The organism is Pseudacidovorax sp. RU35E, from assembly GCF_900156165.1.
Classification (GTDB): domain Bacteria; phylum Pseudomonadota; class Gammaproteobacteria; order Burkholderiales; family Burkholderiaceae_C; genus Xenophilus.
In genome coordinates, this window is the sequence record NZ_FTMY01000013.1 from 21,010 (window position 1) to 43,877 (window position 22,868).

Annotated in this window: 15 protein-coding genes; all 15 read right to left on the reverse strand. The window is 71.8% G+C overall.

The features are described 5' to 3' along the window. Window positions 1-30: 30 nt before the first annotated feature. Window positions 31-1,107 carry a pentapeptide repeat-containing protein gene (locus tag BXA03_RS20985; RefSeq protein WP_234983783.1) on the reverse strand — a complete coding sequence of 359 codons (1,077 nt, stop codon included), beginning with the start codon at window positions 1,105-1,107 and terminating at the stop codon, window positions 31-33. Next, window positions 1,104-3,704 (reverse strand): DUF2169 family type VI secretion system accessory protein, encoded by a 2,601-nt coding sequence (locus BXA03_RS20990; RefSeq protein ID WP_076511147.1) that lies wholly within the window; start codon window positions 3,702-3,704, stop codon window positions 1,104-1,106. Before BXA03_RS20990 ends, BXA03_RS20985 begins: the two co-directional genes overlap by 4 nt. A 6-nt stretch (window positions 3,705-3,710) precedes the next feature. Further along, entirely contained in the window at window positions 3,711-6,590 is a 2,880-nt protein-coding gene (locus tag BXA03_RS27520) for a type VI secretion system Vgr family protein (RefSeq protein WP_076511148.1), read from the reverse strand. Between the two features lie 19 nt (window positions 6,591-6,609). Beyond that, entirely contained in the window at window positions 6,610-8,025 is a 1,416-nt protein-coding gene (locus BXA03_RS21000; protein ID WP_083716223.1) for a tetratricopeptide repeat protein, read from the reverse strand. Window positions 8,026-8,113: 88 nt separating this feature from the next. Beyond that, window positions 8,114-9,175 carry a PI-PLC domain-containing protein gene (locus BXA03_RS21005; protein ID WP_076511149.1) on the reverse strand — a complete coding sequence of 354 codons (1,062 nt, stop codon included), beginning with the start codon at window positions 9,173-9,175 and terminating at the stop codon, window positions 8,114-8,116. A 33-nt stretch (window positions 9,176-9,208) separates the two neighbouring features. Next, window positions 9,209-11,920, reverse strand: coding sequence for a type VI secretion system ATPase TssH (gene tssH, locus BXA03_RS21010; RefSeq protein WP_076511150.1), 2,712 nt, complete (start codon window positions 11,918-11,920; stop codon window positions 9,209-9,211). Between the two features lie 42 nt (window positions 11,921-11,962). Beyond that, window positions 11,963-13,093: a type VI secretion system baseplate subunit TssG gene (gene tssG / locus BXA03_RS21015; protein WP_234983784.1), complete on the reverse strand. Its 1,131-nt coding sequence runs from the start codon at window positions 13,091-13,093 to the stop codon at window positions 11,963-11,965. Further along, window positions 13,090-14,988: a type VI secretion system baseplate subunit TssF gene (tssF, locus tag BXA03_RS21020; RefSeq protein ID WP_076511151.1), complete on the reverse strand. Its 1,899-nt coding sequence runs from the start codon at window positions 14,986-14,988 to the stop codon at window positions 13,090-13,092. Before tssF ends, tssG begins: the two co-directional genes overlap by 4 nt. A 9-nt stretch (window positions 14,989-14,997) precedes the next feature. Further along, complete coding sequence (tssE, locus tag BXA03_RS21025) at window positions 14,998-15,522, reverse strand: type VI secretion system baseplate subunit TssE (RefSeq protein WP_234983785.1); 525 nt, start codon at window positions 15,520-15,522, stop codon at window positions 14,998-15,000. Then, a complete protein-coding gene (locus BXA03_RS21030; RefSeq protein ID WP_076511152.1) occupies window positions 15,515-16,381 on the reverse strand; it encodes a type VI secretion system accessory protein TagJ in 867 nt (288 codons plus the stop codon). The genes tssE and BXA03_RS21030 overlap by 8 nt, the downstream gene beginning before the upstream one ends. A 239-nt stretch (window positions 16,382-16,620) precedes the next feature. Continuing rightward, the gene (locus BXA03_RS21035) at window positions 16,621-17,175 is read right to left on the reverse strand and encodes a type VI secretion system tube protein Hcp (RefSeq protein WP_076511153.1); all 555 of its coding nucleotides are present in this window, start codon (window positions 17,173-17,175) and stop codon (window positions 16,621-16,623) included. A gap of 35 nt (window positions 17,176-17,210) precedes the next feature. Then, window positions 17,211-19,178 (reverse strand): caspase family protein, encoded by a 1,968-nt coding sequence (locus BXA03_RS21040; RefSeq protein WP_076511154.1) that lies wholly within the window; start codon window positions 19,176-19,178, stop codon window positions 17,211-17,213. Window positions 19,179-19,196: 18 nt separating this feature from the next. Beyond that, complete coding sequence (locus BXA03_RS21045; RefSeq protein ID WP_076511155.1) at window positions 19,197-20,375, reverse strand: hypothetical protein; 1,179 nt, start codon at window positions 20,373-20,375, stop codon at window positions 19,197-19,199. Window positions 20,376-20,401: 26 nt separating this feature from the next. Then, window positions 20,402-21,178, reverse strand: a complete 777-nt coding sequence (locus BXA03_RS21050) for a hypothetical protein (RefSeq protein WP_076511156.1) — start codon at window positions 21,176-21,178, stop codon at window positions 20,402-20,404. Window positions 21,179-21,181: 3 nt separating this feature from the next. Then, window positions 21,182-22,840, reverse strand: coding sequence for a murein transglycosylase A (locus BXA03_RS21055; RefSeq protein WP_083716224.1), 1,659 nt, complete (start codon window positions 22,838-22,840; stop codon window positions 21,182-21,184). Between the last annotated feature and the right edge of the window lie 28 nt (window positions 22,841-22,868).

The following is a 22,868-nucleotide window of genomic DNA, read 5'->3' on the forward strand; positions in this document are numbered from 1 at the left end:
CGGGCGGCTGCGGCGCAGGCGCACGGACGCTCAGGTGGGGCGCCAGCGCTCGGCCTCGGCCAGCGCGGGATCGGTTTCGAGGGCGCGCGCGCGATCGCTGAAGACCGCGTCGTCGGTCCGCGCACCGTGCAGCACGGTGCGCAGCAGCGTGGCGCCGTCCAGGCGCGCGCCGCCGAGGTCCGCATGCCGCAGGTCGGCATGGGTCAGCTGGGCGCCCTGGAAGTCGGCACCGGGAAGCTGGGCGCCGGCCATGTGGGCCTGGCGCAGGTCGGCCTGCGCGAAGCGGGCCTGGGGCAGGCGGGCCCGGGTGAACAGCGACTGTGGCAGCGACGCGCCAGCGAAGTCCACCGCCACGCCGGCCGCATCGCAGAACAGCGCATGCGCCCCGCGCGCCTGCGCGAAGCTGGCGCCATCGAGCCGGGACTGCTGGAAGTTGCACCGTTCGATGGCCGCGCCGCGAAAGCTGGCGCGGCGCAGGTCGGCCCCCAGGAACTGGCAGGCCTGCAGATCGAGCCCGCCGAAGTCACGGCCTGCCAGCGGCGTGGCCACGAAGACCGCACGCAGCATCTGCACGCCGGTCCAGCTCATCTGCTCGACGCGGCACTCGATGAAGGTGGTCTGGCGCCACAGGGCGCCATCGGCCGCGGCGTCCAGCAGCGAGCAGCCGCTGAAGGTGGTCGCGTCCAGGTTGGCCGACCGCAGTCCCGCGTGGTCGAGCTGGCAGCCGGTCAGTACCGCCATGGCCAGCCGGGCCTCGCCCAGCTGCAGATGCGGCGCCTGGCACTCGGTCACCAGGGCACCGTGCAGGTTGGCCGCGCGCAGGTCGGCATGGTCCATCACGCAGCGGTTGAACACCGCCTTGTTCAGGAAGGCGCCGCCCAGCAGGGCGCCGCGCAGGTCGCACTGGTCGAACACGCATTCGCGCAGGTCGGCCTCGCGCAGGTCGGCCTCGGCAAAGCGACAGCGTATGAAGGTGCCACCGGCCAGCGCGGCGCGCGCATACGCGCCGCGGCTGAACTCCACGCCTTCGAGCATCTCGCCCAGCGACGCGGCGAGCGCCAGCGTCGTGCGGCTCATGGGCGAAGGAGCAGCGGCCGTGCTGCTCATGCCTTTTCCTGCTCTTCGCGGCTGAGCCGCGGCCAGGTGCGCGCACGGGTCAGCAGCGCCTCCTCCAGGCGCACGTCGCCATCGAGGCGCACGCGCGACAGGTCGGCCGCGAACAGGTTGCTGCGCCTCAGATCGGCGCCACGCAGATCGGCATGCTGGAGCACGGCGTCCTTGAGCAGCACGCCCGCCAGGTTGGCCTGGCGCAGGCGCGTGCGGCGCATCAACGCGCCCTCGGCGCGGGCCAGTCGCAGGTCGGCCTGCTCCAGCACCGCCGAGGACAGCAGGGCGCCATCGAGGTTGGCCTGCATCAGCCGTGCACCCCGCAGGTCGCAGCCTGCCAGGTTGGCGCCGGCCAGGCGTGCCGAGCGCAGGTCCGCCTGCGCCAGGCTGCAGCCCTGCACGAAGGAGGCGCCGTCGAGCACTGCGCCCGCGAGCCGCACGCCGTCGAGCCGGCAGCCGACGAAGCTGGCCTGCGCCAGGGTCGCGCCTTGCAGGTCGACGCCCTGCAGTCCGCATTCGAAGAACACCGCCCGCGACAGGTCGGCCTCGGCCAGCACCATGCCCTCGAGCGCCACACGGTGGAACACCTGGCCCGGCGCCTGCACGCCGCTCCAGTCGGCCTCGCCCCAGCGGCTCTCGATCCACTGGGCGCGGGCCAGGCGGGCGCGGCGCAGCTGCGTCTTGCGGAAGTCGCTGTGCATCAGCATGGCGCCTTCCAGGCAGGCCTCGTCCAGCACCGCGCCGGCCAGACGGGCGCGGCCGAGGTTGGCCTGCGTGAAGTCGGTGCCCACGGCCATCGCGCCCTGCAGGTCGGCGTGGGCCAGCACGGCCCGCACGAAGCGGGCGCCCGACACGTTGGCGCCGGCCAGCGTCGCGCTCTCCAGCCAGGCCCCGCCGAAATCGCAGCCACGCAGATCCAGGCCCGACAGGTCGGCACCGGTGAGGTCCATCTCGGCGAAGCGGCGCAGGCCGGCGGCCACGGCCCGCTCGATCTCGCCGCGCAGTGCGCGCGCCGGTGCCGGTGCCATGCGGTCGGCCGGCATCTGCGCATGGGCTGACTGCAGGTAACCGTCGCGCTCCGCAGCCTCCTGGCGGATCAAGTGCGGGTACGGCCCCGACGGATCGAGCGGGCGCCCCAGCGCCGCCGCCTGGGCCGTCATCTCGTCCAACCTTGTCTCGGCGCTGAAGCGCGGCGGGCCGCGGTGCGTCGCGGCCTGCACCGCCTTGGCCCCATGGGTCTTGACCATCTCCAGCGCCTGCTCGACCTGCTTGAGCACGTCGTCCACCACCGCCCAGTGCTGGTGCTGCGCCAGCTCGTGCTGTTCGAGCAGATGTGCCGCCAGCGCGCCCGGCTCGCTTGGCGTGGCGGTCGCGGGCGGCAGGCGGATGCCGAGGGCGTCCGGGTCCTGGCCCAGGTCCCGCGCCTGCTGGCGCGCCATGGCCACTTCCCATTCGGCACGGTGGCGCTGCACTTCGGCCTGCTTGCCCGGGCTCGCAAAGGCCTCGCGGGCCACCTCCGCGGCCGGGTCGCGCGTGTCGAGCCCCTCGGGCAGCAGGTCCGCATCGTTGAGCGCATGGATGCCGCCCACGCGGGGGTCGGCCCGTCGCTCCAGTACCTCGGTGTAGTGCGCATCGGCCCGCGCCTGACCCACGCGCTCCACCGCGCCGAGCAGGCCGACGATGTCGCTGCCGTCGTCGGTGCCGATCTCGGCCAGGCCCTGGAAGATGAGCACACAGCGCATCGCATGCGGAAAGAACCAGGCCGTGGTCAGCCGCAGCGGGACTTCGCGCAGCACGGGCGGGCCTTCGGCCTGCGCATAGCTTGCAAAGCTGCGCGCCCGCAGACCCGGCAGGCGCCCCTGCACCTGCGCCTGCGCCGGGTGCATGTGGTCGAAGGCGAAGGGCTCGTCGCCGACCAGCGGCTGCGCGAACCACTGGTCGGGCGACGCGAGATTGAAGTAGCGCCAGTCGAGATCGGGGGCGAAGCCGGGTGCGTGCTCGCGCAGGTAGTCCTCGCCGTAGGTGCCGCGGTACTGCGCGCGCCATGGGTGCAGCGGCTCCAGCGCACCGAAGCCCGCAGGGTTGGCGGCCTGGTCCGGCCGCAGCAGCCGCTCCTGCGGCGCCTCGATGTTGGGCAGCCATTGGATGCCGTCGGCCGCCGCGCGCCCACGGCCGCCCGGGTTGAGCGCGAAGTCCGGCCCGCCATAGGCACGCGCCCAGTCCAGGGGCATGCCAGCGAAGGGTGCGGGCGCGGTCGGACGGTCGCCGTTCCAGCTGCGGTCGCCGAAGACCAGCAGCGTCTTCTCGGCCGGCCCCACGCGCGCGCGCACAGCGCAGGCGCCAGGCTGATGCGGCGGCGGCCAGGCCCGGCCATGCACCAGGAATTCGGCGGTGAGCTTGGCCACGCCTTCGTCGATGACCGGCACGGCCATCTCGGCCGCCAGGAAGTCCCACATCGACTGCTCGCCCCACAGCGTGCCGCCCTCGGCCTGCTCGAAGGGCACATGCAAACTGGCCGAGATGCACAGGCCGTAGCGGCGCCGGTACTCGATGGGGCGCGTCGACAGTCCCAGGCAGGACGGCTTGTGGATCTGCATCGCTTCTCAGTGCTGGCCCGGCGGGCGGTAGGGCGGCGGCATCTGGGGCATGGCCGGTACGGTGGGAGCCTCGGGCGCGGTGGCGGAGGCCGGCCGGCCGCGCCCGGCGGAATCCTGGCTTTCTTCGCCCAGCGTCTTGGAGGCCGACGAGGCATAGGTGCCGCCCGTGGCCTCGGCGCCGATCTCGCCCAGCAGCCAGATGGGCCCGCCCACCGCCAGGGCGGTGCCCTCGCGCCGGCGTCGGTTGACGAGCCGCGCCATGCGATCGAGCCGGCCGGCCAGATTGCTCAGCCCCATGCGGGCAGCCTCGATGGCGGCCTGGTCGAGGTCCTTCTCGGCCTGTTCGTACTGATTCAGCGTCTGATTCACGTCGTAGACGCCGAAGGCGGCCCCCACCACGCCCACGGCCACGCCGGCCAGCACGCCCGTGACGGACGACGGCGCCGCACCGGCACCGCCGCCCGCGCCGCCCGTGATCGTCTTCATGGTGGTCATGTCGAAGTCGACGCCGGCCTGGCTGATGTAGGCCGCCGCCACGTTGGACAGCCGGATCGCGGCCGTGTTCTCGATCTGCGCGCCGACGAAGTTGGAGATGTCCACCGCCAGGGCGTTGTTCATGCTCAGGCCCATGAACGTCGAGCGGGCGATGCCGAGGTTGGCCTCGCTGTTGACGCCGATGTAGCCGCTCGAATTGGAGCCCAGCACCGTGGTGTTGGAACCGATGGACGTGGCATTGATGTTGCCCACCGCCATCATCTCGATGGTGGCGTTGGCCACCATCTTGATCTGGTTGGACATGATGGCGTGCTTGGCCGTGGTGATGTCGTTGCGCTCGCCGGTCGTCTGGATCTTGGTGTTGGCCATGCCATTGATCGTGAGGTTGCCGCCCACCGTGGTGGTCTGCGCGCCGGTCACGCTGATCTTCTGCTCGCCACCCACGGCGGTCTTCTGCTCGCCCCCGACGGCCACGCTCTGCTTGGCCGTGACCACCAGCGTCTGATCGCCGACCACCGAGGTCTTTTGGCTGGCGTGGAAGACGTTCTCCTGGAAGCCCCCCACCTGCGTCAGCTGGCCGCCCGAACCGATGCTGTTGATCTGCCTGATGCCGACGGTGTTCTCCTGCTTCTCCGCCACCGTGTTCTTCTCGTTGCGCCCCACCGTCGTCGTGTGGTCGCGGCCCACGCCCTCGACCTGGTCCTGCCCCACGCTCAGCGAATCGTCCACCTCCACCGAGGTCGACATGTTGCGCTCGGCATGGATGCTCACCAGCTCGGCGCCCTTCTTGTCCTCGAACATCAGCTCGTTGTAGTTCGAGGGCCCGCCGCCGGGTGTGGAGCGCGTCTTGAAGCCGCTCTGCGTGGCGCTGGGATAGGGGATGGGCTGGTCGTCGTCGTAGACGCGGCCCATCACCAGGGGACGGTCGGGATCGCCGTTGAGGAAGTCGACCACCACCTCCTGGCCGATGCGCGGCGCGAAATAGCCGCCCCAGCCCTTGCCGGCCCAGGGCTGCGACACGCGGATCCAGCAGGTGGACTTCTCGTCGCTCTGGTCGTAGCGGTCCCAATGGAAGTGCACCTTGATGCGGCCGAAGGGGTCGACGTCGTGCTCCTTGCCGGCGGCGCCCACCACGATGGCCGACTGCGGACCGGGCATGCGCACGCGCGGCGTCAGGCGCGGCGGCTTGAAGGTGGTCGACGCTGGCAGGGCCGTCAGCAGGAACAGGCCCGCGCCGCGGCGGCCCGTGTGCAGCAGCGGCTCTTCCGCGATCAGGCGCGCCAGCGGGTCGAGCACCTGCGCGTTGACGGCGTCGTCCGCCAGCAGCGCCGCGAGCAGCCGACCGGCCGCGCCCTCGCGCGGCTCCATGTCCATGCCCTCGTAGCCGGGGTGCATCAGCACCATCGTGCAGCCGGCGATCAGGTAGGCGCCGTCGCGGGTGCCGTCGGGGTCGCCGCTGAAGTCGAAGCAGCGGCCCACCGCCACGTCGGGCCAGGCCGTCAGCGCCCAGTGCTGCCGGCGCTCGGACACCATCTGGTCGATGCGCGCGCCCAGCTTGAGGTTGAGCGCGCCGTTCTCGAAGTAGCCGCCCGGAAACTCGAACACCTCCAGGTCGCTCATCTCGTGCTCGCCCGAGGCATCGGCGTCGGACTTGAGCACGGTGCGGATCTTCTTGAAATCGCTGTCGCGCGAGGCATAGCGGCCGCTGGTCAGCGATCGCGCGTCGCACCAGCGCAGGATCTCGTCGAAACGCTCCTCGCCGCCGCCGGTGGCCATGGGCAACTCGGCCACCACGGGCAGCTTGTCGTGCGCATCGCCGGCGCCGTCGGCCAGCAGCATGGTGCCGGGCGCGTCGTGCGCGTCGAACCAGTAGTAGATGCCCTCGTCCTCCAGCAGGCGGGAGACGAAGGCGTAGTCGCTCTCCTCGAACTGCACGCAGTAGGTGCGCGGCTTGTGCTCGCCCACCACGCCGCTGGGCTTGGTCTTCTTGAAGCGCTTGATGGCGCTGTCCTCGAAGGTGGCGTCCATCACCTCCAGCACGCTCCTGTCCTGGTGGATGCGGGCGTTGATGCGCTTGGTCAGCAGCCAGAACCAGGAACGCAGGGTGATGCGGTACTCGAAGTAACGGCCGACGGCGCCCATGCGCGCGAAGCGCACCGCGTGGCCCTGGCAATGGCGCTCATGCAGGTTGCCGCCCGGGTCCACGAACTCGACCACCACGTCGAAGGCATGGCCCAGCACGTCGCCCGCATCCAGGTCGCTGGCCTTGGAGAGCACCGACAGCTCGTAGGCCGCAGGCCGGCTCAGGCCCTCGTGGCCGACGATGCCCCAGAACATCAGCTCGTCGTTGACGGGCGAGTCGCTTTGGATGCGGAATTCCTGTGTGGCCATGAGGGGAGACTCGAATGGGTCAATGGCGGCGCGCGGCGACGAGCCAGCCCAGCACCGGCCGGGCGTTCTCTTCGCGCAGGTGCACGGAGTCGAAGGTCACGGGCTCCAGGCCTGCCCCCTCCAGATCCCGGCGTACGGCGGCACCATCGTGGCTGTACCGCCCGTGGGGATTGAGGACGAAGCCCTCGGGCCCGGCACCCTGCGCATGCAGGGCCGGATCGACGGCCTCGAGCGTGAAGATCAGCCAGCCGCCCGGGCGGAGCGTGGCCTGTGCCGCCGCGAACACCGGTGCCAGCCGGCCGAAGTAGCACAGGGTGTCGGCCGAAACGATCAGGTCACGACTGGCCGGCTCGCTCTCCTGCAGGAAGGCGGTCAGCTCGGCCTTGACCAGCCGGTGATAGACCTGCCGCGGCTCGGCCTTGGCCAGCATGCCTGCCGACAGGTCCACACCCTCGAGATGACGCGCGTAGGGCGCGAGCAGGGGGCCGCACAGGCCGGTGCCGCAGCCGGCATCCAGGATGTCGAGTGCCGCGCGGGGCTCGCCCAGGCACGCGGCCACCTGGCCGGCCACCAGTTCGGGCGCACGGTAGTGCAGCAGGGCCAGCTTGGCGTCGAAGCTGTTGGCAAAGCCATCGAACACCTCTTCGACATAGCCGTCGGCCGCCCGCTCGGGTACCTCGGCGCCGCCGCAGGCCGCCAGGTGATGGCGCGCCTGCACGTTGCCCGGCTCGTCCTCGAGCCACTGTCGGTAGACGGCGGCGGCCTCCTCCAGCCGGCCCAGGTTGAACAGCGCCAGCCCCAGCAGGCGGCGGCTGCGCGAATGCCGCGGCGAATGCAGCAGGGCCTGCCAGAACATGCGCAGGCTGTCCTCCCCGCGGCCCAGGGCCTGGTAGAGCGAGGCGCAGTTCGAATAGGCATCCGAATAGTCGGGTGCCAGTTCCACCGCGCGCAGGTAGGCGCGTTCGGCTTCCTCCGGCCGGTTCTGCTCGCGCAGCAGCACCCCCAGGTTGTTGTGGAAGGCGGGATGGTCGGGGCGCAGTGCCAGCGCCTGCCGGTAGGCCGCGGCGGCCGCGTCCAGTTGCCCCGTCTCGAGCAGCACGTTGCCGATGTTGCTGTGCCAGTCGGCCACGGTCGGATCGAGCGCGAGGGAGTCGCGCATCAAGGCCAGCGCTTCGCGGGCACGTCCGCGCTGGTGTGTGAGCACACCCAGGAAATGCAGGACGTTGGCGTCCCGCAGACCATGGTCGAGCAGGTTGCGATAGATCGCTTCGGCCGCGTCCAGGCGCCCCTCCCGGTGCCAGGCCAGCGCGATGCCCATCGCCTGCGCGGGATCGGCTTCCACGCCGCCACCGGGGCGTCGGGTCACGATGCTGCTTGCGGCCGGCGTCATGCGCTGGCGGTGCACAGCGTGATCGCCACGGGCAGGTTTCATCATCGAAGGCTCCGCGGACCGGGTGGAAGGACGAAGTGGGAAGGCGTGTCGCGGCCAGCCCAGCGACACGAGGCGCCAGCCACTGTGGGCATCAGGCCCGACGCCGGATGTACTGGCGCGTGCCAGGATCGTTGATCAGCACGATCTCCTCGCTCGTCTTCGCGTTGATGAAGTCGTAGCTGATGACGTTCGGCAGGCACATGCGGTCTCCTCGCGTGGTGACCACGCTCTGCCACAGGGCCGGGTCCATGTCCTTGGGCCGGTACGCAGCGTTCAGGGCGGACTTCTGCTGCATCAGCTTGATCATGCCCGGCGTATTGGCATGGGTGCCGCCGGTGAGCTTGGGCTGCCCTTTGACGGTCTTGATGCCGATGCTTGCCTGCTTCGTGTTCGCCTCCACGTTGCCGTAGGTCTGCTGCCAGTACATGAAGAACAGGTGGTCGTCGGCATGGCAGGCGTGCTCTTCTGCGCCCTGGACCGCATTGCCCAGCACCTCGTTGATCGATGAGCTGCCCTTGAAGCATCCACAGACGCCCAGGCCGTCGTGATAGGTGGCGCCGGCGCTGTACTTGTGGAAGGCATGGATGCCGTTGGCCTGGCTGAGCTGGCTGGCCTTGTCCTTCATGAGCCTGTTCTTCTTGAAGCCGAACTTCTTGGCATCGAAGATGCAGATCGCCTTGCCGCGCAGATCGCCGATCCTCGCGTTGGCGACGTTGCCCGTGCCCTTGTAGAGCCGGTTGGCGATGCGGTGGTTGAGCACATGGTTGACGATGTCGGTGTCGCGTGAGGTGTGCGAGATACGCAGGATGACGAACTCGCTGGCACGCCCGCGCAGGAAGTCGTCGACATCGTCCAGGATCTTGTCTGCGCTCGCGCCCACACCCCCCTGCCCTGCCGTCTGGTGGTACCCGCGCACGACGCCGTCCGCAAGCTTCAGGCGCACGTCGAAGAAGCGCGAGCCCAGCTGGCACTGATGGGCGATGGAGCCGCTCTGCGTGATCGACTTGTTTCTCGACACCATGTACTTCGTGATGCCGGTCTTCGTGAAGTCGGCACCGTCGTAGATGGTGGCGTCATGGCTGCCCGGCATGGTGATCTGCTTGAGCAGCAGGTCGTTGTTCAGTACCGAAGACCAGAGTGACAGATCGATCATGTTGTTTCCTTGCAGTGGGTGACTGTCGCGCGCTCAGGCGAAGCTGTAGCTGAAGCCGCCGTCGGCCACGCCCACCGTCACGCCCTCGATCGGCTTGCCTTCCATCATCCGCGTGAGGAACTCGCGGCTGATGTCCGGCAGCATGGTGTTGGTGAGGATGGCGTCGATCATCCGGCCGCCCGATTCGCTCTCGGTGCAGCGGCTGACAACCAGCTTGACCACGTCGTCGCCCACCTCGAACGGAATCTTGTAGCGGGCCTCGACGCGCTTCTTGATACGGCCCAGCTGCAGCCGCACGATGCTGGCGAGCATCTCGTCCGACAGCGGGTAGTAGGGAATGGTCACCAGCCGACCCAGCAGCGCCGGCGGGAAGACCTTGAGCAGCGGCTCGCGCAGGGCCTTGGCCATCGACTCGGGGTCGGGCATCAGCTCGGGGTCCCGGCACATGCTGGCGATCAGGTCGGTGCCGGCGTTGGTGGTCAGCAGGATCAGCGTGTTCTTGAAGTCGATGGTGCGGCCTTCGCCGTCCTCCATGAAGCCCTTGTCGAAGACCTGGAAGAACAGCTCGTGCACGTCGCTGTGCGCCTTCTCCACCTCGTCGAGCAGCACCACGCTGTAGGGCTTGCGGCGCACGGCCTCGGTCAGCACGCCGCCTTCGCCGTAGCCCACGTAGCCGGGAGGCGCGCCCTTGAGCGAGCTGACGGTGTGCGCCTCCTGGTACTCGCTCATGTTGATGACGATCAGGTTCTGCTCGCCGCCGTACAGCGCCTCGGCCAGGGCCAGGGCGGTCTCGGTCTTGCCCACGCCCGAGGTGCCGGCCAGCATGAACACGCCGATGGGCTTGCTGGGGTTGTCCAGGCCCGCGCGGCTGGTCTGGATGCGCTTGGCGATCATCTCCATCGCATGGTCCTGGCCGATCACGCGCTGGCCCAGCAGCAGCGGCAGCTTGAGCACGGTGTCGATCTCGTTGCGCTGCATGCGGCCGACGGGGATGCCCGTCCAGTCGCCCACCACGGCGGCGACGGCCTGGTAGTCCACCGTGGGCAGGATCAGCGGCGACTCGCCCTGCAGCGTGGTGAGCTCGGCCTGCAGCGCGCGCAGGCGCACCAGCATGGCCTCGCGGTCGTCGCCGCCGCCCTCGGCGGAGGCCGGGGCGTTGGCGCCCTCCGCAGCGGGCGGCACGTCCACCGGCTGCCCGCCGCTGCGCAGCTTGGCGCGCAGGGCCAGCAGCTCGTCCACCAGCGCCTTCTCCTGCCCCCAGCGGCCTTCGAGATCGCCCAGGCGGTCGCGCTCGGCGGCCAGTTCGGCATTGACGGCCTGCTCGCGCTCGGCCACCTCGATGCCGATGGCCTTCTCGCGGCCGATGATCTGCAGCTCGGTCTCCAGCGACTCGATGCGCTTGCGGCTGTCGTCCACCTCGGCCGGCGTGGCATGCAGGCTCACGGCCACGCGGGCGCAGGCGGTGTCCAGCAGGCTCACGCTCTTGTCGGGCAGCTGGCGCGCCGGGATGTAGCGGTGGCTCAGCTTGACGGCGGCTTCCAGCGCCTCGTCCAGGATCTGCACCTGGTGGTGCTTCTCCATGGTGCTGGCCACGCCGCGCATCATCAGGATGGCCTTGCGCTCGTCGGGCTCGTCCACCTGCACGTTCTGGAAGCGGCGTGTGAGCGCCGGGTCCTTCTCGATGTACTTCTTGTACTCGGCCCAGGTGGTGGCACCCACCGTGCGCAGCGTGCCGCGCGCCAGCGCCGGCTTGAGCAGGTTGGCCGCATCGCCGGTGCCGGCCGCGCCGCCCGCGCCCACCAGCGTGTGGGTCTCGTCGACGAACAGGATGATGGGCTGCTCGCTGGCCTGCACCTCTTCGATGACCGAGCGCAGGCGCTGCTCGAACTCGCCCTTCATGCTGGCGCCGGCCTGCAGCAGGCCCACGTCCAGGGCCAGCAGCTTCACATCCTTGAGGGCCGGCGGCACATCGCCGCGGGCGATGCGCTGGGCAAAGCCCTCGACGACGGCCGTCTTGCCCACGCCGGCTTCGCCCACCAGGATGGGGTTGTTCTGGCGTCGGCGCATCAGGATGTCGACCACCTGGCGGATCTCGTCGTCGCGGCCGACGATGGGGTCCATCTTGCCGCCGCGGGCCTGCTCGGTGAGGTCGGTGGTGAACTTCTTGAGCGCGTCGCCCTTGCCCATGGCGGCGGGCGCGATGGCGCCGCTGTCCTCGCCCGGCGCGCCGCTTCCCATGCCGGTGCCGTCCTGCGCACGCATCCGGCCTTCGGCCGAGGCGTCGCAGATCTTGGCGAAGTTGGCGGCCAGGTCCTCGACCTTGATCTTCTCGAACTGCTTGGACAGTTGCAGCAGCGGGTTGCGCAGGCTCTGCGTCTTGAGCATGCCCACCACGATGTAGCCCGTGCGCACCTGCGCTTCGCCGAACTGCAGGGTGGCATAGGTCCACGCGCGCTCGATGGCGTTCTCGATGTGCGGCGAGAAGTCGCTGATGGCGGTGGCGCCGCGCGGCAGGCGGTCCAGCGCGGCCGTCACGTCCTTGGCCAGCAGCGAGATGTCCAGCCCGTAGTGCTGCACGATGCGGTGCAGGTCGCTCTCCTGGTTCTGCAGCAACTGGGCGAACCAGTGCTCCAGCTCCACATAGGGATTGCCGCGCATCTTGCAGAAGACCGTCGCGCCTTCGATGGCCTTGTAGGCCAGGGGATTCAGCTTGCCGAAAAGAGCGCTGCGGCTGATTTCACTCATGGGTTTCTCCAGTAGAGACAGAACGAACGGCGGCCGCTGTTTTCACAAGGCCATGTGGGCAGGGGCCGCCGCGGGCGCAGCGACGATGGAGGACAGGTGCGAAGGTCCGGCGATGCGCACGTCCACGGCATGGTTCGCACGCGGCCGGTTGCCGACCCAGCTGGTCCAGCCCAGGCGCGCGCCGCCGCCCAGCCTGGTGGGTGGCACTTCGGCGCGCTGCAGCAGCAGGCGCGCGTCCCAGTCCAGCTCGCCGCCCAGCAGTTGCTGCACCCAGCGCACCAGCGGGCCGCGCGCGCTGCCGTCGGGCAGGAAGCGGCGGTACTGATCCAGCGTGAGCGGGCCCAGGTGCAGGCAGACTTTGTGCTGCCGGTCCCACACGCGTCGGCCCAGCACGGCGCCCAGGCCCAGCGTGCGCGAGGCGGTGTTGGGGTTGCTCGCGCCCAGGCGCGTCAGCTCGTCCTCGGGCAGGGTCATCCAGTGGCCCACCCAGCGCTCAAGCTGCACGGGCACTTCGAAGAAGCCGGACAGGACCCGCTCCACGCTTTCGGCGCTGTGCACGCGCCGCGCGAGCCAGCCCGAGAAGTGCAGGCGCGCGTCGTCCGGCACGTCGTCGCGCTGCTGCCGCGCGGCACCGCCGATGCCCACCAGCGCGCCCACGCGGTGGCGGAAGGGGTCCTCGCCCGGCCGGTCCATGCCCGGTGCGGGCCGGGCCTGCGACCAGGCCCGGTAGAACTGCAGCGCGAAGCGATGCAGGAAGGTGTCGAGGAAGGCCAGCCAGGTGCGGTCGCCATGGTTGAGCGCCCGCTCGCGGATGAAGTCCGACAGGTGCACCGGCAGCGGGCCGTTGGGGCCCACGTAGGCGAAGAAGTGCTGGCGGATCAGCGGCGGCCGGCCGTCGCCCTGAGGCAGCTCGAAGCGGCTGAGCCCCGCGGGCGCGAAGGCCAGCGAGGGCTCCTGCCCCACGCGCACCGGCTCGGCCGAGGGCCGCAGCGCATGGCCCCAGCGCGGGGCCGAGAGGTCGGTCGCCTCCAGCCGGCGCATCAGCGCGAAGTAGTCGTAGGCCCAGGCCTGCTCGGCACGCTCGGCCAGCAGCCGCGCCGCGCCTGCACGCGCTGGCGCCGGTTCGGGCGTGGCCGCAGCGGGGGCTGCCGCGGGTGCGCCGCCCGTGCTCACAGGATCGCCCGGGTCCCGCACTGCGGCCTCCAGCGCATCAGCTCGCCGCGGCCGGCGGCGTGCAGCACGGTCTCGACGAAATGGTTGACCTCGACATGCCGCGCCAGCCAGCGCGACATGACGGCGCCGAACAGGAACACGCTGCCGCCATGGAAGGCCGTGGGCTCCACCTCCAGCGCCACCTCCAGGCCGCGCCCGAAGGCGATCGGCCCGGGCAGCGGCAGGCGGCGCACCAGCGCGCGCGTGCGCACCGACAGCAGCCCGCGCACCTGCGCCTGGCGCGACTCGTCGGCATGCGAGGCGTAGAGCTGCAGCATCTCGCGCAGCGCCGCCGCGCCCTGCTGGGGCGAGCTGTCGGCCAGCGACAGGTAGTTGAGCGCCAGATGGTCGATCACCTTCCAGCCCAGGCCCTCCTGCACCACCGGCGAGACCGGCCGCGACGGCGCCCGCAGCATGCGCACGCGCTGCACGGGGAAGGCATCGACGCATTCGAAGTCGTTGTCGCGACCCTGAGGCAGCAGCAGCGGCAGGTCGCGGTTGGTGACCAGCGCCGACACCGCCAGCTGCCGCAGCTGCGTCGGGAAGGGCGCCTCCTGCGGATCGACGATCTGCAGGTACACCTCCGAGCCGATGTGGCTGCTGCGGTGGCCTTCGCTGCGCTGGCGCGCCGACAGCAGGCGCGGCTCGCGCGTGGTGGTGTAGTAGGCCGGGTGCACGTGGCGGCTGCCATGGAAGGCCGCATAGAAGGGCAGGAAGCGCTGCTCCTGCACGCCCTCGCCCTGCACCGTGCCGCTGTGGCCGATCACCTCGGTCACCGAATGCACCTCGAAGTCCTGCGGCCGGGTGCGGTCGGGCAGCAGGTGGAACTGGCTCACGCCCTCGCCCACCTGCACGCGGTCCAGCCGTTTGGGAAAGAGGTTGATGGCCGGCACGCAGTTCAGCCGCACGTTGTCGGGGCCGACCAGCTTCTCCAGCGCCGCATCGCCGCGCGAGAAGAGGATCACCACCTCCACCTCGCCGACCGGCATCGTGGCCAGCAGCGGCGCAAGGCTGGTGAGTCGCGCGAAGCGGAAGCGCTCGGGGCAGGCGAAGTACTCCTGCACCAGCCGGAAGCCCGAGAAGCCGGTGTTCGTCACCGGCAGCAGCGCCTCGTCGTCGGCGAAGCCGCTGTCCTGCACCGTGCTGCCGGGCAGCTCGCGCAGACCGGCCGTCGAGGCGCCGCCCGCGGCCGTGCCCAGCGGCCGCAGCCACACGGCCACCGGCCGGTTGAGCACGCATTCGTGCAACTGCCAGGCCACGTCGTCCGCGCCGCCGAAGTGCAGCAGCAAATCGTCCATGGGAATCTGGGCGAAGTTCAGGCCGGCCGTGGCCTGCAGCGTGAAGCGCAGGCCGCCGCGGATCTCGCGCGAGCGCGGATGCCGCGCCAGCGGCAGGTCGGGCGCATAGCTGAAGTACTGGGCCTGCGTGAGTGCCACTGGCCACACGCGCAGGTCCTGCCCCGTGCGGAACTCACAGTGCGTGTTCTGACCGCTGGCGACGCGCGCGCGCAGCCCGCTGCCACGCGGCAGCACCGGCCCCCGCACGAGGTTGGCGTCCTGCAGGTCCATGTCGAAGGCGCACACCGTCATGGCCGGCGTGGGCGCCAGGAAGTGCGGATGGACGATGTCCAGCAGGTGGCCGGTGAAGCGCGGGTAGTCGGCGTCGAGCTTGAGATTGACGCGCGCGGCCAGGAAGGCCGTGGCCTCGATCAGCCGCTCCACGTAGGGGTCGGCCACTTCCTGGCCTTCGAGGCCGAGGCGATGCGCGATCTTGGGGAAGGTGCGTGCGAACTCCGACGTGCTCTCGCGGAAGTAGCGCAGCTCCTGCTCGTACAGGTTCAGCAGCCGGGGGTCCATGGTGTGCCCTCAGCGCAGTGGCGTGGCCTGCTCGATGTCGACGCGCCCTTCTTCGAGGTCGATGCGGCTTCGCATCAGGAACTCCAGCGGCACCGGCTGCGCCCACAGCATGCCGCGGATCTGCAGACCGACGCGGTTGTGGGAGTCCAGGGCGGAGCCTTCCATGACGAGTTCAACTTCCAGGGTGCGGGGCAGGATGCGGGGCTCGAACTGCAGGATCGCGTTCTTGAGCGCCTGTTCCATGCTGACACGCTGGATCGACGAGGTGAACTGGCCGGACAGCATAGGCAATCCGTAGTTCAGCACCGAGCGGGCGGCATGCGGATGGCGCCGCTCGTCGAGGCCCCGCAGCTCGCCCGTGGCGTTGAAGAGCCACACCAGGTCACGCAGCACCGCGGCACGCAGCGCCTGCCGCGTGAGCGTGCGCTGGTCGTCGCCCTCGCGCTCGCGGCCGGGCTCCAGGTCCACCAGCCGGTCGAGCAGCGAGGGCTGCAGGCGCTCCTGCGCGCTCGCGATGTCGCGCGGCTCAGCCACCGGCGGCGCTGTCCTGGGCGAGGTCCACGGCGTCGTCCTGCCCGCTCTCGGCCGCGCCGTCGTCCAGCGCCACGTCGAACACGATCTCGCGCACGTCCATCAGCGCATGCTCGCCCGCGTCGCTGCTGAAGCTGCGCTGGCCGAGGCCCGTCCACACCTCGGGCGCGCGTTCCTGCCATTCGGTCTTGCGCGCCAGCTGCAGCGCGCCATCGCCGCTGGCCTGGCTGCCGTCGTAGCGCGTGGGGATCAGCGCCAGCTGTTCGCCGCCGTTGGCGAAGGTGAGGTGCGCGGGCATCCACACCGCGTCGCGCAGGTCCTCGGGCGCCTCGATCTTCACGGCCGCCAGGCGCGAGAAGGGCACCCAGTAGTAGCGCCCGTTGACGAAGGCCTCCAGCACCGGGCCCAGCCGCATGTCGCCATCGGCCAGCCATTCGAAGCGCTGGCCGTCGAGCGTGCCCGAAGTGGCGGGGGCCGCATCGAAGGCGCGCTCGCGCAGCTGCTCGCCGGCCGCGGCGTCGCCTGCGCCGATGCGCAGCAGCGACTCCACCAGCAGCGCCAGCCATTCGTCGGGCTGGCCGAAGATCATGGGCGTGCGCTTGCCGGCGAACACATCGGCACGCAGGCCTTCGCAGCGGATGGCCTCGCCATACATCTGCTTCATGGGGATGGCGGCGGCGTCCATCTCGGCGGCGACGCTGAGCTGGTTCAGTGCCCGCTCCCACTGGCCCAGCACGCACAGCAGCTGGGCCAGGAAGACGCGCAGCTTCATGTCGGCCGGCTTGGCACGGACCTGCGCAGTGAGGGCGGCCAGGGCGCCGGCCGGGTCGTTCGCGGCCAGCAGTTCTTCGGGGGTGCTCATGGGGGCTCCTTGGTGGACGGAAAGAGGTCGGGGATCGGCGCGGGCCATGTCAGTTGTCCATGGCGCTGACGCGCCACCTGCACGACATGAAACCGGCGCCATCCTCCTGATCGAAGGGCCGCGGAGCAGGCCATGCCAATGCACCCGCGGAACGGGCTTTGCCCGGCCGCCGGGTGCGCCCCTTGAGGGGGATGGGACTTCCACACGCAGTGAGGAAGTCCAAACGGGGTGGTTTCATTTCAGCCCAGCTCGGCGCCACGCACGGCGCCACGCCGGCCGTCCTTGAGCTGTGGCGCCGAGGCGATGACCATGCGGCGGTAGGCGAAGGCCAGGATCTCGCAGGGCACGCCCACGCTGCCGCCGGTCACCAGCGCGTAGTTGGACAGGCGCGCTTCCTCGAGCGCGATCTCCAGCGTCGACTCCTGGCCGGGCGACGAGTCGCCCGAGGCCTTGAAGCAGGACAGCAGCACGCTCACGTCGCTGGCCTGCGACTTGATCAGGTTGGCGATGGAGGCCGTGGCCGCGTCGCAGCGGCGCACGATCAGCATCGCGTTGAGCGTGAGCTTGGACTTGGTGCCGCCCGGCGCCGCATCGGCACGGACGGCCGCGAAGTAGCCCAGCACCGCCATGCGCTTCTTGCCGTCGGAGAAGGCCCGGGGGGATTCGCCTTCGATCTGGTTGCCCTTGCTCTCGATGCTCATCACCACGTCGATGTTGTCGGCACGGTTGAGCGAGAGTTCGAGCATGCGCAGCGCCTCGTCGGCATCGATCTGCTGGTCCTGGTTGAATGACATGGTGGTCCTCGTCTTGGGGATGGGGAGATGGGCGTTCAGGGCGCGCCGGCGGGGCCCCAGCGCACGGCCAGCGCCAGCACCTGGCGCTCGCGGTCGGGCCGGGCCTGGCCGCGCACCCGCAGGTCCGCCAGGGGCGCGGCCCCCGACAGGCCGAACAGCCGCGGTGCGCTCTGCGGCAGCGCCGGGCTGGCCACCACCAGCAGCCGCCCGGCGGTGCCCTCGGGCAGGTCGAAGCGCTTCATGGCGGGCGACTGCGGCTGGCCGCGCTCGAAGCGGTTGGCCTCGCCGGCCTCGCCGGGGTAGACGGACCACAGCCCGCCGCGCAGGTCCATGGCCAGCACGGCCAGGTCCAGCGAATGGCCGCTGGCATTGCGCACCAGCAGGCGCAGGCGCTGGCCAGGCAGGGGCGCGGCCACGCTGTCCGCGGGCAGCGCCCGGCTGGCGACCAGGCGCTCGCCCTCCCATGTCTCCACGGCCAGTTCCAGCCCGTCCACGCGGCGGCCCTCGGCCAGCTGCTGCAGCCGCTCGAACCACTTGAGCTGGGCCATCAGTTCCAGCTGCCGCCGCACGGCGGCGTCGCTGGTCAGCGGGGGCGGCGCAGGCACGGCGCCGCTCCATCGGGCCGCATCGGCCGACAGCGCCGACAGCCGTTGCCCCGCGCGGCCGGCCGGGGCCCACAGCAGGTCGGCCTCGCCATCGACCGGCTCGACGGCGGCGGGGTAGTCCAGGCTGATGCCGGCGGGCAGGGCCCGGTCGGTGCGCACGCGCAGCACCAGCGAGGGCGGCGGCTCCACCGGCGCCACGCTCCAGAGGGCGCCACCGGCGGCGTCCTGCAATGCCGCGGGCAGGGCCAGGCGCGACTGCGACAGCGTGGCCTCCTGCAGCCGCGCGGTGGCGCTACGGGCGCTGCCGTCGGGCAGCACGGCGCTCACCGTCACCGGCTGCTGCGCCTCCAGGCCGTCGAGCTGGCCCGCGTCCAGCGACAGGCTGGCACCGGCGCGCTGCGCCGGCCAGGCCGGCTGCGTGCTGCGCGGGCGGGTGCTGTTGTCGAAGAGGGGCAGGTCCAGGCTGCCCTCGGCCACCGGCGAGGGCAGCTCGCGCTGCGGAAAGCGCTGCTCCAGCTCGTCGATGACCGGCGGGTAGGCCGCCAGCGCATCGTTGAAGAGCGCGCGCCAGGTGGCGGGACGGCGCTGCAGACCCTGGGCCAGGGCCCAGGTGAGCAGTCCGTGCGGACGGGCCTGCCGATCGCCGCGCGGCAGGCGCAGCTCGGGCGTGACCTGGTGGCTCTCCGAAGCGAAGAAGGCCACGTATCGGGCACGCGGCACGGCGGCGGTAGCCGGCGCGGCGGGCAGAGGGGGGACCGCGGCGCCATCGCCACCGGTCAGCTGTTCGGGTCGCACGCCGCGCCAGCGCACCTCGTCGTCCGGCGGGCCGGGGTCGGGGGCGTCGATGGCACGGGTGCTGCGGGTCATGGAGGCGGCCGAACAGGTGTCGAACACCGCCCACACGAAGACGCCACGCGAGAGGAAGGCCTGGATCCAGCCGTCCACGTCGACGTCGCGCACGCCGCCGCTCAGAGCGCGGCCCCCGCCGATGGTTCCCCGCACGTCGCGCGCGAGGAAGTTCTCGGCCAGGCCGTCGGGCTCCTGGTAGCGCTTGGCCGTGTCGCGCAGCCGCGTGCCATGGCCCGAGAAGTACAGCAGCACGAAGTCGCCCTGGCCCGAGCGGGCCAGCAGCTGCTGCAGCGCCTGGCCGATGGCCCGGCTGTCGGGCGGCTGCGCGCCGGGCACGCCGTCGGCCAGCGTGGCGATGTCGGCCGGCGCGAAGCCCTGCTGCTGCAGCACCTCGCGCATCAGCAGCACGTCGTTGCGCGGCGCCTGCAGCCACAGGTTCTGCGGCTGGAAGGGCAGCTCCGAGACGCCCACCAGCAGCGCGCGCTGCACGGCGGCGGCCGGCAGGGCGGCCAGCGCGAACAGAAGCAGCAGCAGGAGGCGGCGGGGCATGGCGGGACTCGGTCGGGTTCAGGGCGTCTCGACCGACTGCACCAGCGGCGAGGAACGCAGCACGGCCAGCCCATCGCGCGGCTGCAGCAGCCGCAGCGACCAGCGGCCCTGCCCATCCGGTCCGGCGACGGCCTGGGCCCCGGCCGTCTGCAGCAGGCGCGTGGCCTCGGCGATGTCGGTGCCGGCCTTCCAGCGCACCAGCGCGTCGGCCTGCGGTGCGGCGGGCGTGGTGGGCGGCGCATCGCGCAGGCGCATGGCGTCGTCCTCGGCAGGGCCATGCAGCCCGGGCAGCAGGCCGGCGTTCTGCACCACGAGCACCAGCGCCAGCACGGCCAGGGCCGGCCCCCAGGTACCGCGGAAGCCGCCGCCGCCCCCGCCCAGCCGGCGCAGGAAACGTCCGAGCGGGCCGGCGTCGTCCTCGCGCCCGTTGCTGCGCATGCGGCCGGGCCCGGACGGCGCCGCGGACCGTGCCTGCGGGCGCCCGGCCAACGCAGCCGGCGCGGCCGACTGCGCGAGCCGCCGCGCGGCCTGCTGGTAGAGCCCCTGGTAGTCGGCGCGCGGATCGCCCTCGGCCGCCAGCGGCGTGCCGGTGAGCACCGTGAAGCAGCCGGCCACGCCGCGCAGGGCGATCTGCCCGGGCGCGGGCGGCGTCGCCTGCACCGTGCCGGCCGGCGCGCCCACGCGCTGCGCGGCCCACTCGTCGGCCACGGCGCGGATGGCCGCCAGCCGGGTGGCCGACAGCTCGCCCAGCACACGCGCGCACAGCGGCGGCGCAGGCACCAGCGTGACCGGGTTCCAGGCCTGCACCACGCCGAACAGCGGCTCGAATGGCTCGTCCTGCGGCTCCAGCAGCACGTCCCAGGCGCCGGCCCAGTCGGTCTCGCCCGCGGCCAGCCAGCCCTGCCAGCGGCCGTCGGGCAGCAGGCGGTCGAGCAGCACGCCCAGCATGCGGCCCTCGCACAGCACCGACAGCAGCCGCCCGGGCGCCCAGCGCGCGCCGAAGCCGCGCGCGGCCAGGGCCTCGCGGCGGCGGGCCAGCTCGGTCAGCGGCAGCAGCAGGTCGGCCGGGCCGCAGGCGTCGGCGGCAGCGCCGGCCTCGCCCTCGCGCGCCGGGCCCGCGGCGGGGCGGCGCGCCGGCGGGCCTTCGAGCGTGCTGCGGATGTGGGCCAGCGGGGGCCAGAGGTCGAGGGGGCGCATGGCATCCGTCCTGATGGTCTATGTCGTCAGGAGGAGGACGCCTCAGCACCCAGGATTTCGAAAACCGCGCCGATCGCGTCCATGTTGTCGGGCGCGATGGCGATGCCGAGCGTCTGCGCGATCCAGCCGCCCAGCAGCGTGCGGCCGTAGTCCTCGGGCAGCGATTCGCGCCGGTGCACCAGGCCCAGCCGGCCGGCACGGTAGTGGTAGGAGGCGATGGCATGGCGCGCGGCCACGCCCGACAGCGGCGCCTCGCGGCCGAAGCCTTCGCACAGCAGCAGGCGCTCGGGCTCGCCCAGGCCGGCGATGAAGCGGCGCGCGGCCTCGGCCACGCCGGCCATGCTCAGGCCATGTTCGGCCAGGCAACCGGCGGTGTCGCCTGCGGCGCCGCGGTGGCCGCGCAGGTGGGCGTCGAGCTGCTCGTCGCTCACCTCCTCGCCCAGCGAGAGCTTGCGGCGGAAGCTGGTGGCCCGGGTGCAGTCGATCAAGTAGCGGCGGAAGTACGCGCACAGGGCAAAGGCCGTCGAAGGGGCGCTGTGCGCGGCGCGGTCGGTAGCGCCGCTGCTTTCCTCGTCGCCCTCTTCCGGGTCGGCATCGAGCCGCAGCACCTTGAGGTAGATGAACTGCGCCACCAGCTCCTGGCGGCCCTCGCCCAGCGCCTTGAGCTCGGGCGGATGGCAGTCGCCCAGCGCGGTGCCGACGATGCCGTACATGCGCCCCATCTCGTGCGGCGCCAGCGTCTGCCGGCGGCGCCACAGGCGCACCAGCTCCGCGCTGTCCTCGGACGAGAGGGTGTTCTGCATGACCTACTGGTCGTCGGAGCAGGTGTCGTCGTCGGGGACGACGCAGTTCGCCAGCGAGGCGCCCCGCGTGCGCACCGAGCCGCCGCCCGTGGTGGCCGCGGCCACCGTCAGGCCGCGCGGCAGCAGCAGCCAGAGCTGGCCGCGCTCCTTCATGCGCCGGGCCTGGCTGGCGGCCTGGCGGCCGTTGCCGAAGAAGTAGTCGGCCCGCACCGCGCCGCGGATGGCGCCGCCGGTGTCCTGCGCGATGGTCAGGCGCTGCATGGGCGTGCCGCTGCCCGGCTCGCGCGTGGAGACGAAGACCGGAAAGCCCAGCGGCGCGCTGCGCGGATCGACCGCGATGGAGCGGCCCGGCTGCAGCGGCACGCCCAGCGCACCCACCGGGCCGTCGGCGCTGGTGGGCACTTCCTTGAAGAAGACGTAGCTCGGGTCCTGGATGCCGGTGCCGGTGGCGGCCGCCGCGGGCGTGCGCTGGCCCGGCACGGCCACCGGGCCGCTGCGCGCCGGCAGGGCCAGCGCGAAGCCGCGGGTGCGCACGGTGCTGGTGTCGGTCTCGTCGGCATCGTCGTCGTCCACCTCCAGCTCGATGGCCGAGCCGCGGGTGCGCACGGCCGTCTTGGCCTTGCCGTTGGACGCCTTGGCCAGCGTCGGGCGGAAGGGCTGGCCGTTCTGCTCGGCATAGCCCACGCGCACCGTCTGGCCGTCGGGCAGGCGGATGCGGCCCGAGCCCTGCACCTGCATCTCGTACAGCTCGGTGGCGCTGCGCACGAAGGCCAGCACCTTGGCATTGGGCACGCCCAGGCGCTCGATCTCGGCGCGCGTGTAGTAGGGCACCAGCTGCCGGCCTTCGACGCGCAGGCGGGCCTTGCGGTCCACCGTGTCGCGCACGATCTGCGACAGGTCCAGCGCATACAGGCCCGGCGCACCCATGTCGCGGGTGGACAGGCCCTGCTGTACCACCACGTTGCGCCCGTTCAGCCGCGCGGCCACGGTGCCGTTGCCGGAAGGCAGGCGGCGGGTGTCGAGGAAGAGCATGTCCTCCGGCTGGGCATAGACGGGATAGATGAAGGGCGGCGTGTAGGTGCGGCTGCCCTCGATCTCGGGCTCGAAGTAGCCGGTGACCACGCCGTCGGGCCGGCGGTCGTCGTCGCGGATCTGGTAGGCCGCGAACTCGCTTTCGTAGAAGCTGCGGATGGACGGGTTGCTGCGCCCGTCCACCTGGCGGGCACGCGCGCAGACCTGCTGCCACTGCTGGCCGCGGCGCACCAGCACCTTGCAGCTGTCGAGGAAGGCCGACCAGCTGTCGACGAAGTCGTCGCGCTGCCAGCCGGGCACCACGTCGAAGGGCGTGGCGGTGTAGGTGGCCAGCTGGGTCGAGAAGGTGCGCGCCTGGCCGGCCACGCTGCCGCCGGGGCGTGGCGCGGGTGCGACCGGCGCGGGCGCCGGCGCGGCCACGGGCGGCCCGATGACGATCGGCGCCTGCGGCGCGGCGGCCACCGGGGCGGGCGGCGGCGGTGGGGGCGGCGGCGTGGCGCAGCCGGCGACCAGCAGCGCCGCCAGCGTCACCGCAGTGGCGCCGACACGGGCGCTGCCTGCTGGCGCGGCAGGACGGCCACGGGGCGCGGGCGCCGCGGGGGACAAGGGATTCGGGACCAGGACCTGCATGGATCACTCCTTCGGTTCACGCGCGTGG

Coding starts and splice junctions, on each gene's coding strand:
- BXA03_RS21030 (WP_076511152.1), bottom strand. CDS start 16,381: ATGAGCACCCCCGAAGAACTGCTGGCCGCGAACGACCCGGCCGGCGCC.
- BXA03_RS20985 (WP_234983783.1), bottom strand. CDS start 1,107: ATGAGCAGCACGGCCGCTGCTCCTTCGCCCATGAGCCGCACGACGCTG.
- BXA03_RS21040 (WP_076511154.1), bottom strand. CDS start 19,178: ATGCCCCGCCGCCTCCTGCTGCTGCTTCTGTTCGCGCTGGCCGCCCTG.
- BXA03_RS21035 (WP_076511153.1), bottom strand. CDS start 17,175: ATGTCATTCAACCAGGACCAGCAGATCGATGCCGACGAGGCGCTGCGC.
- BXA03_RS21000 (WP_083716223.1), bottom strand. CDS start 8,025: ATGATGAAACCTGCCCGTGGCGATCACGCTGTGCACCGCCAGCGCATG.
- BXA03_RS21045 (WP_076511155.1), bottom strand. CDS start 20,375: ATGCGCCCCCTCGACCTCTGGCCCCCGCTGGCCCACATCCGCAGCACG.
- BXA03_RS21055 (WP_083716224.1), bottom strand. CDS start 22,840: ATGCAGGTCCTGGTCCCGAATCCCTTGTCCCCCGCGGCGCCCGCGCCC.
- tssH (WP_076511150.1), bottom strand. CDS start 11,920: ATGAGTGAAATCAGCCGCAGCGCTCTTTTCGGCAAGCTGAATCCCCTG.
- BXA03_RS20990 (WP_076511147.1), bottom strand. CDS start 3,704: ATGCAGATCCACAAGCCGTCCTGCCTGGGACTGTCGACGCGCCCCATC.
- BXA03_RS21050 (WP_076511156.1), bottom strand. CDS start 21,178: ATGCAGAACACCCTCTCGTCCGAGGACAGCGCGGAGCTGGTGCGCCTG.
- BXA03_RS21005 (WP_076511149.1), bottom strand. CDS start 9,175: ATGATCGATCTGTCACTCTGGTCTTCGGTACTGAACAACGACCTGCTG.
- tssF (WP_076511151.1), bottom strand. CDS start 14,988: ATGGACCCCCGGCTGCTGAACCTGTACGAGCAGGAGCTGCGCTACTTC.
- BXA03_RS27520 (WP_076511148.1), bottom strand. CDS start 6,590: ATGGCCACACAGGAATTCCGCATCCAAAGCGACTCGCCCGTCAACGAC.